The organism is Hyphomicrobiales bacterium, from assembly GCA_039973685.1.
In the GTDB taxonomy this organism is placed as follows: domain Bacteria; phylum Pseudomonadota; class Alphaproteobacteria; order Rhizobiales; family JACESI01; genus JACESI01.
On record JBDWKL010000018.1, the window covers coordinates 19,624 to 35,500 of the forward strand.

The window sequence follows — 15,877 nt, forward strand, 5'->3', positions numbered from 1 at the left end:
GGTAGTACTTTCTATTTCGGTTTGTAGCCACACCTCAAACTCATCATGAGTCAGGCAGCCCGCTTAAAAATCAGGGCGATTATAATAAATCAATTTTTGAGATCAACTTATCTGTTGCCGATTGCTGGAATAACCTTCCGCTTAAATCCGATCCCACTCAATACCAAAGCCAGTATTATAAACTTTGCCCAATTAGATAAAAATGATTTATTACTATGTATATTGATCAATCAATTTTATTGAATTGGATACAGGGAGCCCATCTTGAAGGTTCGAAATCTTGATACATTTTATTGGATAGCAAATCTTGGCAGTTTTCGCGCAGCGTCGGAAAAACTCAATTTGACGCAACCCGCCATTTCTGCCCGCATACAGGTGCTTGAACAAGATATCGGCACGGAGTTATTCATACGCGAAACCCGCAATGCGGAGCTGACACCTGCCGGTCGTAAACTATTTAATTATGCCGAGCGGTTTATGAACCTTGAGCAAGATATTTTAAGCGCCTTCATTCAAACAGCCAATATAGAACAGACCATACGAGTTGGCTCATCGGAGACAATTGTATCGACATGGCTGCCAGAATTTATGAGCACCTTTAGCCAGCAACGGGCGGGACTTTCCTTCGATCTTCGGGTGGATTCTACCGATAACTTAAGAAACGCGCTGGTTGCCCGCGAGATTGACCTTGCCTTTTTGATGGGCCCAGTGGCAGAGGTCAGCATTACCAATCATGAAGTCTGCGCCTATGATATGGTGTTTGCAGCAGAACCAAACTTGGCGAAGAAACATAAGCGTTGGTCGCTTGAAAACATCGCCAATGAGCCTGTTCTAACGTTCTCAACCAACACCAAACCAAGTCGCCAAATCAAAGAGCTTTTAACAAGCGACAAACAACAACCCAAAATGACCACATCAACATCGCTTGGAGCCATCATAAGGTTGGCCGTATCAGGCATGGGAATTTGTGCCATTCCCCGCGCGGTAATCACAGATGAGCTGGACAATAATCAACTTGTGGAACTTGATACCCCAGAAAATTTGCCGCCTCTCACGTTCACCGCTTCTTATGTTTCAGGTTCACCGTTGAGCACTCTTTTAGCCGACATCACAGACGGAGCACTTGTGTTTTTAGAGAGCTATTCATAAAAATATTTTATTGAAATTCACAAATTTATTCGATTTGATTTTATTTCAAAACCATTGTTTCCTTTGTTTATAGGGAGACGTCTTGATGGATTTGGCGATACAAACAAGCAATGGTTTGGAACTGCGTGCACTGGTTCGTGCTGGCGACTTTAATGGGCAAACGGCAGGCCAAGCGCCTGATCATTTGCAAGGTAATGTCGTGGTATTGCCCCAGCAATACGCATCTGATTTTTTGCAATTTTGCCTGAATAATCCAAAGCCTTGCCCGCTTATTGGTCTTTCAAAACCGGGTGACGCGAGCATTCCAAGTCTTGGCTCCAACATTGACATTCGCTTTGATGTACCGCGTTACCGCGTTTATCGTGATGGGATACTGGATAGTGAGCTGAACACTATTGATGACCTTTGGAGCGATGATCTTGTAACTTTTGTCCTTGGCTGTTCCTTCACTTTTGAAGAAGCCCTCATTCGTGATGGCTTTGGCGTGCGCCATATTAGCGAAGGTCAAAATGTACCAATGTTCAAATGCGGAATTGAGACCGTTAAAAGTGGCATTTTCAATGGCCCTCTCGTGGTTACAATGCGCCCTTATAAGAAGGATCAAATTCCCGCAATTTTCGATCTTTGCGCTCAATATCCGCACGCACACGGCACGCCTATCTATTGGGGCGATCCTGACGCAATCGGAATTGCTGATTTACAAAAACCAGACTACGGCGATCCCGTCACTGTCATGGATGATGAAGTGCCCGTCTTTTGGGCGTGTGGCGTAACACCGCAAGCAGCGATTGAAAAAGCCAAACCACATTTATCCATCACCCATGCACCGGGCCACATGCTGGTAACCGACATTGCGTCCAGCGAACGCATTTCGCCGATTACAGGCATGACATCATTTCAATAAACGACACGTCAAAATACCATTTAACAAGGGAGAAAAAAATGAAATACGCGATGAAAACACTACTAGCAGCAACGGCGTTGGCCTTTGCAGCAACGAGCGTTGGGGCCGCTGATAAGCCTGCCACCATCAAAGCCGTTGGCACATGGGGTAGCCTTACAAACTACCAAAAACATGAAGGCCCGTTTTGGAATGAGAAAATTTCCGAAGCAAGTGGCGGCTCCATCATTGGCGACATCAAACCACAAACAGAACTTGGCCTTAAGGGCTTTGAAATTATGCGCCTTGTGAAAAACGGCGTGTTTGATTTTGCCTTTGGTTTGCCAGGCTATGTGGCTGCTGAAAACGCAATCTTTGAAGGTGGTGACCTATCCGCTGTAACGCAAGACATCGCAACACAGCGCAAAGTGGCTGACGCTTATTATCCAACCTTGGAAAAATCCTTCCAAGAAATCTACAACGCTAAGCTGATGATGCTCTACCCGTTCCCAAGTCAAACACTATGGTGCAACGCAGAAGTTGCAGGGCTTGCTGACCTTAAGGGTAAGAAAATCCGCGTTTACTCAACAACACTTGGCGACTTTGTTGAAGGCGTCGGTGGTACATCTGTAACCGTACCATTTGCCGAAGTTATCCCAGCGCTAGAAAAAGGCGTTGTTGATTGCGGCATCACGGGCACCATGTCTGCTTACAAAGCAAAATGGCACCAAGTTGCAACCCATGCTTACACCTTACGCGTTGGTTGGGGTCTTGCCTTTGGTGCGATGAACTTGGACAAGTGGAACAAATTGTCTGACGCACAAAAAGCAACGTTAGAAACAGAAATTTCTGCTTTGAACGACCGCATGTGGGCAGAAACAGCGACAGAAGACGAAGTTGCAATTTCATGCATTACAGGCGGCAAATGTGACATTGGCGAACCAGGTGCAATGAAATTGGTTGAGCCAACAGCTGCTGATTTGGCAGTACGTGACAAAGTCGCCAACGACGTGATCCTTGCTCGTTGGGCAGAACGCTGTGGCGAAGAGTGCGCTGCAAACTGGAACAAAACTGTCGGCTCCATCCTTGGTCTTGAAGCGAAAGCCAAGTAATCTCTTACCGACGAACTGGGTCGGCGGCATTGTCGCCGACCTTTTTTAAAAATCGCGCAATCCAATAAAAACCTCATGAGTACCCGATGACCAAGCTCCTCAACCTGTCTGAAAAATTTAGCCATGTATTGGTTTGGATCGGTGGCGGCCTCATTATTTTGTCAGCCCTGCTGGTCACCCTCGAGGTCTTCTTACGCAAGGTTTTCAATGTCAGCATTGGCGGTGCAGACGAACTATCTGGCTACGCCTTCGGCATCGCAACCACCTTTGGTCTGGCATACGCTCTTTTCCAGCGCGCTCACATTCGCGTTGATGCAGCCTACAATCTATTTCCAGCTTGGTTGAAATTAATCGCTGACTTTGTTGGCATCATTCTTCTTGCAAGCTTTGCTGGTGTTATCACCGTTATGTCTTGGCAGTTGGTGGCAGATACGCTGACACATAACTCCCACTCCATAACTCCGCTTAGAACACCACTAAAATACCCGCAAATCCCGTGGCTATTTGGCTGGATCTATTTCGTGTTCTGCTCTGTTTTATTGATCTTAACAGCGGTCATCGCGCTTATAAAACGTGACATCAAAGGAGCAGAAGCACTGATCGGGGCAAAAACGCTTGATGAGCAAGTGGAAGAGGAGACAATCTAATGGTCACTAAACCACTTCTCATACTCGTCGCCCTCATTGCTTTCGCCGTACCAATTGCCGCCTCGCTTGGCTGGCTTGGTTTAACCCTGCAATTTTTAGATACACCCATGCCGCTTCACCGCGCCCTTGGCGATATGGTTTGGCAAACAGGCACGGACTTCCTGCTGGTTGCTATCCCAATGTTCGTACTGCTCGGCGAGATCCTCCTTCGCGCAGGCATCACAGAGCGCATGTATGAAGGCATCGTGAAATGGCTTGGCTGGTTGCCAGGTGGCTTGATGCATTCCAACATTGGTTCGTCAGCCTTGTTTGCGGCAACCTCTGGCTCTTCAGTTGCAACGGCTGCCACCATCGGCACCATCGCAATTCCACAAATTGAAAAACGCGGCTATAACGAGCAGCTTTTCCTTGGCACAATTGCAGCAGGCGGCACCCTTGGCATTCTCATTCCGCCCTCCATCAACCTTATTCTTTATGGTCTTCTAACGGACACCTCAGTACCAGAGCTTTATCTAGCAGGCTTCATTCCGGGTTTCTTGCTGGCTCTTCTCTTTATGGTGACTGTGGTCATCCTATGCAAAATCAAAACAGGCTGGGGCGGTGAAACGGTCAATGCTGACTGGGCAACACGCTTTGGAGCACTCCCTTCCCTCGTTCCGCCAATTGGCATCTTCTTAGTAGTCGTTGGCTCTATCTATGCAGGCATTGCAACACCGACAGAAGCTGCATCACTTGGCGTTGTTGCCGCGATGATCCTTGCAGCCTTCAATGGCAAACTGACGATCCCTATGTTGCGAGCAGCGGTTGAGGGCACCATGCGTACGACCTCGATGATCATGTTGATTATCTTGGCCGCCGTGTTCTTAAATTTCGTGCTTTCAGTGATCGGGCTGACACAAGCACTGGCAGATTTTGTGACCGGCCTTGGGCTATCACCCTTTCAAACGCTGCTACTCATTGTCGCGCTGTTGATATTCCTCGGCTGCTTCATGGAGACACTCTCCATGCTGCTCGTCACAGCGCCATTGATCACGCCCATCGTCGTTGCCCTTGGTTATGATCCGGTATGGTTTGGTGTCTTGTTGATGGTTCTTTTGGAAACTGCGCTGATCACCCCACCAATCGGCATCAACCTTTATGTTGTGCAGGCCGTGCGCGGAAAAGGTGAGATGCTGGATGTCATGAAGGGTGCCTTGCCTTTTGTCGGCACCATGTTCGCCATGATCGCACTGCTATTAGCGTTCCCACAAATCGCACTTTGGCTCCCCTCACTATTTTATTGAGTAAGTTGATCTAAGTCGTTTTGTATCTATAAGTTTTAAAATGAATACCGCCGCAACCTTGTCGGCGAATGAAGGAGTTATGTCCGATGTGGCAATTTTGGGTAGATCGTGGTGGCACATTCACAGATGTGGTGGCCAAAAGACCTGACGGGGAATTAATTACTCACAAGCTTCTTTCTGAGAACCCTGAGCAATATAAAGATGCAGCCGTGCAAGGTGTGCGCGATCTTATGGGTCTTTCCCAAGATGCCCCCTTGCCGCCGCACAGCATAAATGCCGTTAAAATGGGAACGACTGTTGCCACCAATGCTCTGTTGGAACGCAAGGGCGATCCGACCCTCCTGCTCATCACGCAAGGCTTTGGCGATCTGTTGCGCATTGGCTACCAAAACCGACCAAAGCTCTTCGATCTAAACATCCAATTGCCAGAGCTTCTTTATACCGATGTGCAAGAAGTACCAGAACGATTGAATGCGGATGGCGAGGTTGTAACCGAGCTTGATCTCGATGTTGCGCGTCAACACCTGCAACGCGCCTATGATAAGGGCCTGCGCGGTGTTGCGATTGCCTTCATGCACTCTTACCTCAATCCAGATCATGAATTGCAGGTTGCAGATGTTGCAAAAGAAATCGGCTTCACGCAGATTTCGACAAGCCATGAAACATCCAAGCTGATCAAGCTCATCGGGCGCGGTGATACCACGGTGGTGGATGCCTATCTCTCGCCTATTCTACGTCGCTATATCGACCAAGTGGCAACCGCTTTGGATGTAAAAGGCGGTGCGTGTGAACGTATCTTCTTTATGCAATCAAATGGCGGGCTAACGGACGCAAATTTGTTCCAAGGAAAAGATAGCATTCTGTCTGGCCCAGCTGGTGGCGTTGTTGGCATGGTGAAGACAGCAGAACAAGCAGGTTTCGACAAGCTCATCGGTTTTGACATGGGCGGCACATCAACCGATGTTTGTCACTATGCAGGCGAATATGAACGCTCGTTTGAAACCGAGGTTGCAGGCGTTCGTATGCGCGCGCCAATGATGAATATTCATACCGTTGCTGCCGGAGGTGGGTCTGTCCTCACCTTCCAAGATGGCCGCTACCAAGTAGGCCCAGAAAGCGCTGGCGCAAATCCCGGCCCTGCATGCTACCGCCGTGGTGGACCGCTAACAGTGACCGATTGCAATGTGCTTTTGGGCAAATTAAACGCTGACTATTTCCCTGCCGTCTTTGGCCCTAATGCGGACGAAAAACTAGATACCGATGTTGTGCGTGAAAAGTTCGTGGCCATTGCACAAGAGGTGGCCGATGCCACAGGCAATGCGCCCTTGTCTCCTGAAGAGACGGCTGAAGGTTTCTTGAAAATCGCCGTGGAAAATATGGCGAACGCGATTAAGAAAATCTCGGTCCAACGTGGCTATGACGTCACTCAATATACGCTCAATTGTTTTGGTGGTGCGGGTGGACAACACGCCTGTCTTATCGCTGACACGCTTGGCATGAAGAGTGTGTTCATTCATCCGTTCGCAGGCGTTCTATCTGCTTTTGGTATGGGCCTTGCCGATATTCGTGCGATAAAAGAAGAGCAATATGAGCAACCGCTTAATGCACTAGACGGTGCCCGCGAGATGCTCTCCCGCCTTTCAAAAGCTGTCACTAAGGAAGTAACCGAGCAAGGTATTGGCGAAGACGGCATCAAGGTCATCACACGCGCCCATTTGCGCTATCAAGGCTCCCACCAAACTCTTGAGGTGCCGTTTAGCGATACGGCGGCCATGTCGAAGAGTTTTGACGGTGCCCATAAAGCTCGCTTTGGTTTTTCATCACCAGACCGCGCTTTGATTTTTGACATGCTAAGTGCAGAAGCCGTTGGCCGTGCGGGCGATGTATCGGATGCTAATAATATCACCCAGACCAAAGACGAGAGCGCACCAACAAATGTCCCTGTTCACCTTGAAGGGGCATTGCAAAACATTCCAATGATTGACCGCGAAACCCTCGCGGCAGGTGCCGTCGTCAAAGGTCCTGCTATCATCGTGGAACCAACCGGCACCAATATGATTGAACCAGGTTGGCAGGGCACGATTGATGCTCATGGCAATCTCATTCTCGAGCGCTTTATCGCAGCCAAGCGCATGACCGCAATGGGCACAGATGCTGACCCGATCATGCTTGAAGTGTTCAACAATCTCTTCATGTCGATTGCAGAACAAATGGGCGCGACGCTTGCCAACACCGCTTATTCTGTAAACATCAAAGAACGCTTCGATTTCTCCTGCGCCCTATTTGATAGCACCGGCGGCTTGGTCGCCAATGCGCCGCATGTGCCAGTACACTTAGGCTCAATGGGTGAAAGCGTGCGCACCGTGGCGCGGCTTAATGAAGGGCAAATTAAACCGGGTGACAGCTTCATGCTGAACAACCCTTATAATGGCGGCACACACCTTCCAGATGTCACCGTGATTACCCCCGTCTTCGACAAACAAGGTGAGACGATCTTGTTTTACGTCGGCTCCCGCGGCCACCACGCAGACATTGGTGGACGCACGCCTGGCTCTGCGCCACCAGACAGCAAACATATCGAAGAAGAAGGCGTCGTGATCGACAATTTCAGGCTGGTTGATGGCGGCACTTTGCGCGAGAGTGAGACGCGCGCCCTGCTTGCCTCTGGCAAATATCCATGCCGCAACATTGAAGAAAATATGGCCGATTTAGAAGCTCAAATTGCGGCCAATTCAACGGGCATCCGTGAAGTGCACCGCATGATGGACACCTTCGGCCTTGATGTCGTTCTCGCTTATATGGGCCACGTTCAAGCCAACGCGGAAGCATCTGTTCGCGAAGTGATTGGCCGCTTGAAAGATAGCTCTTTCACTTATCCGCTGGATGAAGGGCAAGAGATCAAAGTTAAGATCAGCGTTGACCAGCAGGCCCGCGAAGCGACCATCGACTTTACGGGAACCTCCAGCCAAGACGTAGGCAATTACAACGCGCCAAGTGCTGTTTGCACAGCGGTGGTGCTTTATGTCTTCCGCTTGCTCACGGGCAAAGATATTCCTCTTAATGAAGGCTGCTTAAAACCCCTCAAAATCGTCGCCCCCGAAGGCTCCATGATTAACCCGCAATACCCTGCAGCCGTTATCGCAGGCAACACAGAGGTCAGCCAATCAATCTGCGATTGTCTGCTTGGGGCACTCGGCGTGATTGCGGGCTCACAAGGCACGATGAACAATTTCGTCTGGGGTAATGATCACTTCCAAAATTATGAGACCATATGCGGTGGCTCAGGTGCGGGCGAAGGGTTTGATGGCACAGATGCCATCCAAATTCATATGACCAACACGCGCATGACCGACCCTGAAGTGTTAGAAAAACGCTTTCCCGTGCGCGTTGAAGAGTTTTCAATCCGCAACGGTTCAGGTGGCGGCGGAAAATGGCACGGCGGCGAAGGGATTAAGCGACAGATCCGTTTCCTAGAACCCGTCATCGTCACCACCCTATGCTGCCACCGCGTTACCCAACCTCACGGTGTTGCAGGTGGTGAAAAAGGTGCCATCGGCGAAAACCGTGTGCTGCGCATGAGCGGTGAACGGGTGGAGCTTAAAGGCAACGATGAATGCGCGCTTGAAGCAGGTGACGTCTATGAAATGCTGACACCGGGCGGCGGCGGATTTGGAAAATAAAGCTCATCAAAGACAATTGAGTGCATTCTCAAATTTGTGAAGTAAAAAGACTTGTGCGGCGCAACATAAAGCCGCATGAGAACACAACCGTTCTTTCGCAAAAAATTGAGACACCGTGTCCCCGCAGCTTATTACCTTGATCGCTGTTACATCGATCATTTCTCTCGCCAGTTTCTACCTCAGCCCAAAAGCCCGCAGCATCGCCTCCTTCTTTAAAGGGCATAGTGATGGTAGCGAACTCTCCGCAAAAATTCCTGGCCTTTGGACACTCACCTTCTCGCAAGTTACCACTTGGATTTTCGCCCGCTCCATCATGAACGCGGTAATTCTTGGGTACTTTTACGGCATCGGCGGCGCACTTGCTTATGCCGCTTACTACCTCTCATTCCTGACGGGTGCTTGGATTATTCGAAGCCTTCGTTTCCGTCACGGTTATGACAGTGTGCAAGCCTTTTTAAGCGATAGGTTCGGCGTTGCTGGCACCACAAGCTACAACTTCGTTGTGGGCGTTAGACTGGTGTCTGAAATCTTCGCCAACTTGCTGGTCATCGGGCTGTTGTTTGGCGTCGACGGCAGCGCTGCTTACACAGCGTCCATCTTAATTGTCGGTGGTGTCGCTCTTGGTTATTCAGTCATGGGCGGCCTCAATGCATCACTTAAAACTGACGTTTTTCAAATGGTCTTTTTCATTGCCGTTTTGGGTGTTTTATTGGGCTTCGTCTTCTCAACTGGTTCGCTTGATATGAGCGCCGTTTATGCCTCCACTCCTGATGTTGATAACCCAGGTTGGATTTTGCTCGCCGTCGCCTTCTTGCAGGTTTGGAGTTACCCGCTGCATGATCCCGTTATGATGGATCGCGGCTTTATCGCTGACCGTAAAACCACCTTGGCAAGTTTTTATCATGCTGGTTGGATTTCTGTTTTATGCATCTTAGCCTTCGGCCTCATCGGCGTTTGGGCAGGGCTTGAAAAATTGGCTGATGAGAATTTCACATCTTCGCTTGGACGATTGATTGGCGAATGGCCGCTTGTCTTGTTCAACATCGCGCTTGTCATCTCCTGCATGTCCACATTGGATTCAACCTTTTCCAGCACAGCGAAATTGACAATCGTGAATATGGGGCTTGGCAAAGAGACCATTCAAAACGGGCGCATCGCCATGGTCGTCTTTTTAATCGGCGGATTGTTGATGGTGTTCTTCGGCTCGAAAGATTTGTTCTCAGCCGTGGCCGTTTCTGGCACCGCCTCGATGTTCTTAGCCCCTGTGATTTTCTTCTCCCTCTGGATGGGCCGCACAGACATTCCGGTTTGGAGCTACCTCGCTTCATTCGCCAGCGCGATGATTGCAGCAACACTCTATTTTACAGAGTCATCAGGCTACACAGATATCATCAACCCAATGACCGGACTGGAGCACAAATACGCCAAGCTCTTACTTCTGTCAGCAGGGACAACGTTAGTTGGATGTGGTGCGTTTTTATTGGGAATGGCAACATCTTCTGCCACCGAAGAACAAACCACCCTCTCACCCTAATCACCCCAATTTCTTAAATCCAAATGCCGCCGTAGCGAGCCTGCGTAATCTTGTTGGCAACAATCGTGCGGGTGCCGTGATTAAGACGAGAACGAGTGGAAAAGCGGCGTAGGGCTTTAAGCGGTCGAAGGCGTGTTTGGTTTTGGCCGCTGCTTGTTCGGCTGTCATGGTGAAAGGCCGAAAACTGCGCGAGCGGGTTATCATGTCTGTTTTGATGTATCCTGGGCAGACCACGCTTACTTCGATATCGCGTTTTGCTAGGTGCTCTCCCATCGCCTCGCCGAAGGCTTTAACGCCTGCTTTTGAGGCGCTATAGGCAGCAATGCCTCCAATGGGTTGAATGGCCGATAAAGAAGCGACAATACCGATTTGTCCACGGGTACCGTTTTCAAATTTATCTTGGCCGCGCATGATCCGTTCTGCAGCAAAGGTCAGTGTCATCACTGCTTTCATGTTTGTATCGACCTGCTGATGAGCAATTTCAATCGACTTATCTTCGCCCATCTCATCGTTGGTCATCATGATGCCCGCATTGGCGACAACCAGATTAATCGGACCATAAGCTGCAATTGATGCTAACCAGTTCTCAACCGCTGATACGTCGCATACATCAACAGTTTGCACATGAGCCTCAGCGCCTTTGTCACGACAAAGCGCAGCCACCTCTTCCAAGCGTTTCTCATTGCGAGCGGAGAGGAATAACTGTGTTCCTTCACCGGCATAGCTCAGAGCCAGCGCTTTGCCAAGACCTGCGCTGGCACCTGTAATGGCAATTATCTGTGTGTTTTTCATAATTACTCGATGCGGTATAAAACAATGATGCGGCACAGTTAGCATATTCAACGAACTGCGCCTATAAGGGTAGATGAATGCGCAGGGCGCTGGTTTACAATCATCCATTGTTTGTGGGTTGTGGTTATATGAAAATTATCATTGCAGGCGCTGGAGCTTCAGGTTTGGCGGCCGCCACGTGGCTCACAAAACTTGGCCATGAGGTTGAAGTTTTAGAAGCAACAGACCGTGCTGGTGGGCGTGCAAAAATTGCGAAACGTCCGCAGTCTGATGACCTGTTCGATGTGGGAACGCAGTACTTTCATTCCAACTATAAACGCGCCCGTTCTTTGTTGCGCGATTGTGGTTTGCACAAAGACCTACACATGATCAATGGACCGACCCGCTTTTTCGACAAAAGGAAAAAATCTGGCTCGTTTCTCGTCCACCACTGGTTTCCTTACATTGCGTCCGGCTCTATCTGGGACAATATACGGCTGATTTTTTCGGGTGGTTGGCAGATGTTGCGCCATCCAATCAACCCTTATGCAGTCGGCAATTATGATTATATCGACGCAAAGTCTGCGAAGGAACTCGTCCCAAATGAATTTGAGTGGGAATATAATGCCCGCGCACTCATTTCTGTTGGTTCCTTAGTTGAACCAGATCAGATCGAGGAGAAGCAGTCCTATCTTCAGGTTTTACGGTTGATGCGTATTATTGTCCCGACCAATTACCTATCGCTCAATCACGGTATGCCCGCGTTTCATGAAGCAATGGCAGCCAAGCTTACAGTGCACTACAACACGCCTATTTCATCACTGATTATGAAGGGTGAGAAGGTTGGCGGTGTTGTAACGGCTAGTGGTGAAACCATCGAAGCAGATCACACAATTCTTGCCATGCCACCAAGTGCTACTTCCGCGATTATTCCAGATGACTGGGCTACAGAACAAGACTTCTTACAAAGTATTTCCCATCCGCCGATGATGGTCGTAACCCTGTTTTTAGATCGCGCTTTAGAGACAAAAGTCTGGTCTTATGTTTTCCGAGAAGAAGATGACAAATTGATAAGCTTTTGTGTCGATGGCGCAAAGCGAAACCCAAACATGGCCCCCACTGGCAAGGCAGCCCTTCAAGCGTGGATTTGCTATCCAGCTTGTGAAAAACTCACAGCCCTAAGCGATGATGAAATCACAGCCACCGTCGCCGCGGAGCTACAAGAGCATTTTCCAGACATTCAAAATCAGATTGAACACAGCCACGTTCAACGCCATGCTCAATCTGTGCCGCAAGCAAAGCCAGGGCATAATGCAGCAGCCCGCTCTTTCTTAGAACTGGTTGATCAACGTGACGGTATCGAATTTTGCGGCGATTATTTTTCAGGCGGCTATCTAGAATGTGCACTTTGGAGTTCTGAACGTGCGGTAACACGCATCACAGGCAAAAAAGGCTTCTACTAGAACCACGGCACTTCCACACTTGCCTTGATCTTGTATCGCGGCGGCAGCAACTCGTAAGCATCGCTCCCATTCACCCCGCGGCCAAGAAGCTTGGCTGTAGCTGCTTCAATACCCTGCTCCATGGCTAGGTTGGAATAAAACCCGCCAGGAATTTGAACCGTCGCTTTGATGGTTTTCAAAAATGCCGCAGACAATTCAGGGTCCGGTGGTTTTCGATTTGACCAAAAGTCATCAATAAAACCTTGGAAACTTAAACCCTCGACATCAAAAATCGCAGCACCAAGCGTTATAAACGGCACGCCTAAGGATAATGCTGAAGTTCCAACCGTACTATTGACCACAATCAAGCCGAGACTGTTTGCCAGTAGCAAGTCTAGATTGCCGCCATCGACAAACACCACTTTATCCTCAACACCGTTTTCCCGCGCTAAACGCGGCACAACACGGCTCCAATTGACGACACCTGCATCAAGCGGATGTTGCTTTACCACGATGCGGGCATTTTCATCGGCATTCAGCTTGAACGACTGAAAGACAAGATCAAGCGCGCGCTCTTGATCATCAAAAGGCGAATGCGATCTGATTTGATAGTCGGTATTCAATTGAAGAGCATAGACGAAATAAGGCTTCTCTTGAGCGTGCGCCACCACATCATCAACGATATGATCTGCTTGCTTGTTCCTTCTCTTCTCACCAAAAAGTCTCATGATCCAGAAAAAGTATTCATGGATTGGATGATAGATAGAGTGGAACTTGTAAAACGGGTAAAGCCAGAAAAAAAACACCGTTGAGAGCTTATAACAAACATCCCAAAAGGCCATTCGTGCAAAATAGCGGTCGGGGTCAGCCGCTGGCACATCAACTTCATCTACTTGATTGGCAATCGCCAAAATCTTTTTTGGATCGTTGGGAAAATGCGACAAGCTACTCATACCATAGCGCTCAATCGTCAACCAATTTGGTCGCAAATATCCAAGCTCAATAACGGTAACTTCAACACCAAGCGCTCTCGCTTTTTCTATCGCAACACGGTGATGAGGCCGACAATCGCCCAGTAGAATAATATCCGTTACGTTTTTGTCTTTGAGAAACTCTTCAAGGTAATTTGGCCAGTTTTTTAAACGTCCACGAAAGTTACGCGCACCGCCAGAACGCCAAAACAACCAATCGCCAAATCCTAAATTGATGCGATGTGCATCATGACCTTCTGTGCGTAATCGTTCGGCCAGCCGTGAAAAAAACGGCGACATCGGTCCTTGCAGAAATAAAAAAGTGCGCTTGTTTTTGTTATCGGTCAACGGATCGCCGGAACTTCCGGTCTCCTCATCTGTTCAACTGTTTTATGCCGCTGATATGATTTGTCGGTCTTTAAAATCACGTATCTATTTATTTTGCCCTTGCCGATATCCACTAACCGTTTTAGATGGAACAATGCAACTGCTTTTATTACTTGTCCTTACCGTTGTCTGCGCGACATTAATCGAGCGGTTCCATTCACCCAAAGGCCCATGGCTTGCCGCCAGCCTGCCCGCTTACCTTATGCGGCTCACGATATTTGTCGGCTTATTCTTCATCGATTTTGCTCTGACATGGCGCGGTATACATGCGTTTGTTTTCACCCAAGCTGTCGTACTGCTGGCCAACCGAGTATCGCTGGGGAAAACCAGTGTTTTGCAAGAGCCGCTGGTGTTCAGCGATTGTATTTTATACATCGATGTATTCCGCTATCCGGAATTGTTTCACATTACGCCCAAGCTAGCCAAGCTCATCTTATTGGGATTTGTGTCTGCTGGTTTCGTGATTATTTTTACGACCACCTTTGAAACACCGCTTGCAGGCCATGATGTTTCGCACTGGAGAGCCATCGCTTTTGGCATGATCGCAACCATTTTAGCAGCCCCATTCATCCCGCTGACACAGCCATTGATGAAGGGTTGGGTTAGTCGCTTTATCATAAGACCAGACATCCAAGAAGATTGTCGCAAATATGGGCTTTTAACCGTATTTGTGGGCTATTTTATCCATTGGTTAGCCGCGGATAGATCCGCGCTCGTTCAAGCTAAAAAAGAACACTCAAAAACCCCAACTGCACCAATTTATGATCAAATAATCATCATCCAATCTGAAGCTTTTTGCGACTTAAGACGGTTTGGTGCAAAGAATGTGTCGTTGCCAAACCTTGATCGGTTGAAAAGCGAGACATTGCAGTATGGGCTTTTTGAAAGCGCATTTTCTGGGGGATACACACAGCGAACTGAATTTGCTGTTCTAACGGGATTAAGTGTCGAGGATATCGGATTCGATCGATATTACCCTTATTTTAAAACCACAGATTTTAGCTCTCTGTCACTTCCCCAAAGCTTAGTCGACAATGGCTACCGCACCACTTTTATCCATCCATTTATGGAGAAGTTTTTCGGACGTAAGAAGGCCATGCCAGCTATGGGCTTTGAAAAGCTAATGATGAAAGGTGACCTATCTGAGCTTGCAACATACGGTCCACACACATCCGATCACGCGTTGGGTGAGTACCTTATTTCAACCTCGAAAAAAGCACTCGATGCAAATGACAAAAAAGACTTCTTTTTCATAACAACAATGGAAAATCACGCCCCGTGGTATGAAGGCCGCCTTCCAGATTTTCCTGAGTTGGGCGCTGTGGATGTCTATTGCAAGCATATTGAAAACGCAGATGCTATGCTGGGGCAAGTTGTTGACTATTTAGACGCGCAAGAAGGTCGCTTCTTGTTACTCTTTTACGGCGACCATTTGCCACTATTAATGGATTTCGCCAATCCGTTCCCAAGCGGAGAGACCGATTACCTCTTGCTTGAGCTTGGAACGCAAAAATCGAAAGCAACGAGCGTTCAAAAAGATATTGCAGCGTGGGATGTTCAAGCGTTGATCAAAGGTTTGAACCAATAGCAATGGCGCGAAAGCAATCGTTCTAAGACTTCTCGCCGCTCCAACGTTCGCCAGCGGTTCGTCCGTATTTTTGAAAGTCTCCAACAGCTTCATACCACTTGCCATCAAATGAACTAAAGTCGTCTGAAAATGTTACGTTAAAATCGCCTGATCCAAACCTATCATGCCAAATACAATAAAGGTTCAAGTTCGTAAGCTGGCAATTTGTCAATTCACCCGTTTCAATTCCGCCGTCATATTTGAATTTATATACACCGCTGATTTCTCTGGCGTTAGAAAGAGAAAAAATAGTAGTCCCAGCAGTTTCCCGACCTGATGTAATAACACCATTATATGTGCCGACAATATTTTCAGATGCGGCAACTGACAATGTTCCCCATGCGAGAAACCAGAATGGTACGGTAAAAAATAGCTTTAACAATTTTCAAATCCT

12 protein-coding genes are annotated in these 15,877 nt (G+C 48.4%); 9 read left to right on the forward strand and 3 right to left on the reverse strand.

The window, feature by feature from the left end:
• Positions 1-264: 264 nt before the first annotated feature.
• From ABJO30_05145 to ABJO30_05175, 7 genes are all read left to right on the forward strand, one after another.
• Positions 265-1,149, forward strand: a complete 885-nt coding sequence (locus ABJO30_05145) for a LysR family transcriptional regulator (GenBank protein ID MEP3232193.1) — start codon at positions 265-267, stop codon at positions 1,147-1,149.
• A gap of 85 nt (positions 1,150-1,234) precedes the next feature.
• Positions 1,235-2,053, forward strand: a complete 819-nt coding sequence (locus ABJO30_05150) for a putative hydro-lyase (GenBank protein MEP3232194.1) — start codon at positions 1,235-1,237, stop codon at positions 2,051-2,053.
• 38 nt (positions 2,054-2,091) lie between these two features.
• Entirely contained in the window at positions 2,092-3,141 is a 1,050-nt protein-coding gene (locus ABJO30_05155) for a TRAP transporter substrate-binding protein (protein MEP3232195.1), read from the forward strand.
• Positions 3,142-3,227: 86 nt separating this feature from the next.
• On the forward strand, positions 3,228-3,788 hold the full coding sequence (locus ABJO30_05160) for a TRAP transporter small permease (protein ID MEP3232196.1): 561 nt from the start codon (positions 3,228-3,230) through the stop codon (positions 3,786-3,788).
• On the forward strand, positions 3,788-5,071 hold the full coding sequence (locus tag ABJO30_05165) for a TRAP transporter large permease (GenBank protein MEP3232197.1): 1,284 nt from the start codon (positions 3,788-3,790) through the stop codon (positions 5,069-5,071). Before ABJO30_05160 ends, ABJO30_05165 begins: the two co-directional genes overlap by 1 nt.
• A gap of 86 nt (positions 5,072-5,157) precedes the next feature.
• A complete protein-coding gene (locus tag ABJO30_05170; protein ID MEP3232198.1) occupies positions 5,158-8,751 on the forward strand; it encodes a hydantoinase B/oxoprolinase family protein in 3,594 nt (1,197 codons plus the stop codon).
• A gap of 115 nt (positions 8,752-8,866) precedes the next feature.
• Positions 8,867-10,285, forward strand: coding sequence for a hypothetical protein (locus ABJO30_05175; GenBank protein ID MEP3232199.1), 1,419 nt, complete (start codon positions 8,867-8,869; stop codon positions 10,283-10,285).
• Here ABJO30_05175 and ABJO30_05180 read toward each other — a convergent pair whose 3' ends face one another.
• Positions 10,286-11,077 carry an SDR family NAD(P)-dependent oxidoreductase gene (locus tag ABJO30_05180; GenBank protein ID MEP3232200.1) on the reverse strand — a complete coding sequence of 264 codons (792 nt, stop codon included), beginning with the start codon at positions 11,075-11,077 and terminating at the stop codon, positions 10,286-10,288.
• Between the two features lie 128 nt (positions 11,078-11,205).
• Here ABJO30_05180 and ABJO30_05185 point away from each other — a divergent pair, with 128 nt between their 5' ends.
• A complete protein-coding gene (locus tag ABJO30_05185; GenBank protein ID MEP3232201.1) occupies positions 11,206-12,519 on the forward strand; it encodes an FAD-dependent oxidoreductase in 1,314 nt (437 codons plus the stop codon).
• Here the strand turns inward: ABJO30_05185 and ABJO30_05190 are convergent.
• On the reverse strand, positions 12,516-13,769 hold the full coding sequence (locus ABJO30_05190; GenBank protein ID MEP3232202.1) for a capsular biosynthesis protein: 1,254 nt from the start codon (positions 13,767-13,769) through the stop codon (positions 12,516-12,518). The genes ABJO30_05185 and ABJO30_05190 overlap by 4 nt on opposite strands.
• A 181-nt stretch (positions 13,770-13,950) precedes the next feature.
• Here ABJO30_05190 and ABJO30_05195 point away from each other — a divergent pair, with 181 nt between their 5' ends.
• Positions 13,951-15,444 carry an LTA synthase family protein gene (locus ABJO30_05195; GenBank protein ID MEP3232203.1) on the forward strand — a complete coding sequence of 498 codons (1,494 nt, stop codon included), beginning with the start codon at positions 13,951-13,953 and terminating at the stop codon, positions 15,442-15,444.
• 22 nt (positions 15,445-15,466) lie between these two features.
• Here ABJO30_05195 and ABJO30_05200 read toward each other — a convergent pair whose 3' ends face one another.
• Positions 15,467-15,865: a hypothetical protein gene (locus ABJO30_05200; protein MEP3232204.1), complete on the reverse strand. Its 399-nt coding sequence runs from the start codon at positions 15,863-15,865 to the stop codon at positions 15,467-15,469.
• Positions 15,866-15,877 lie beyond the last annotated feature (12 nt).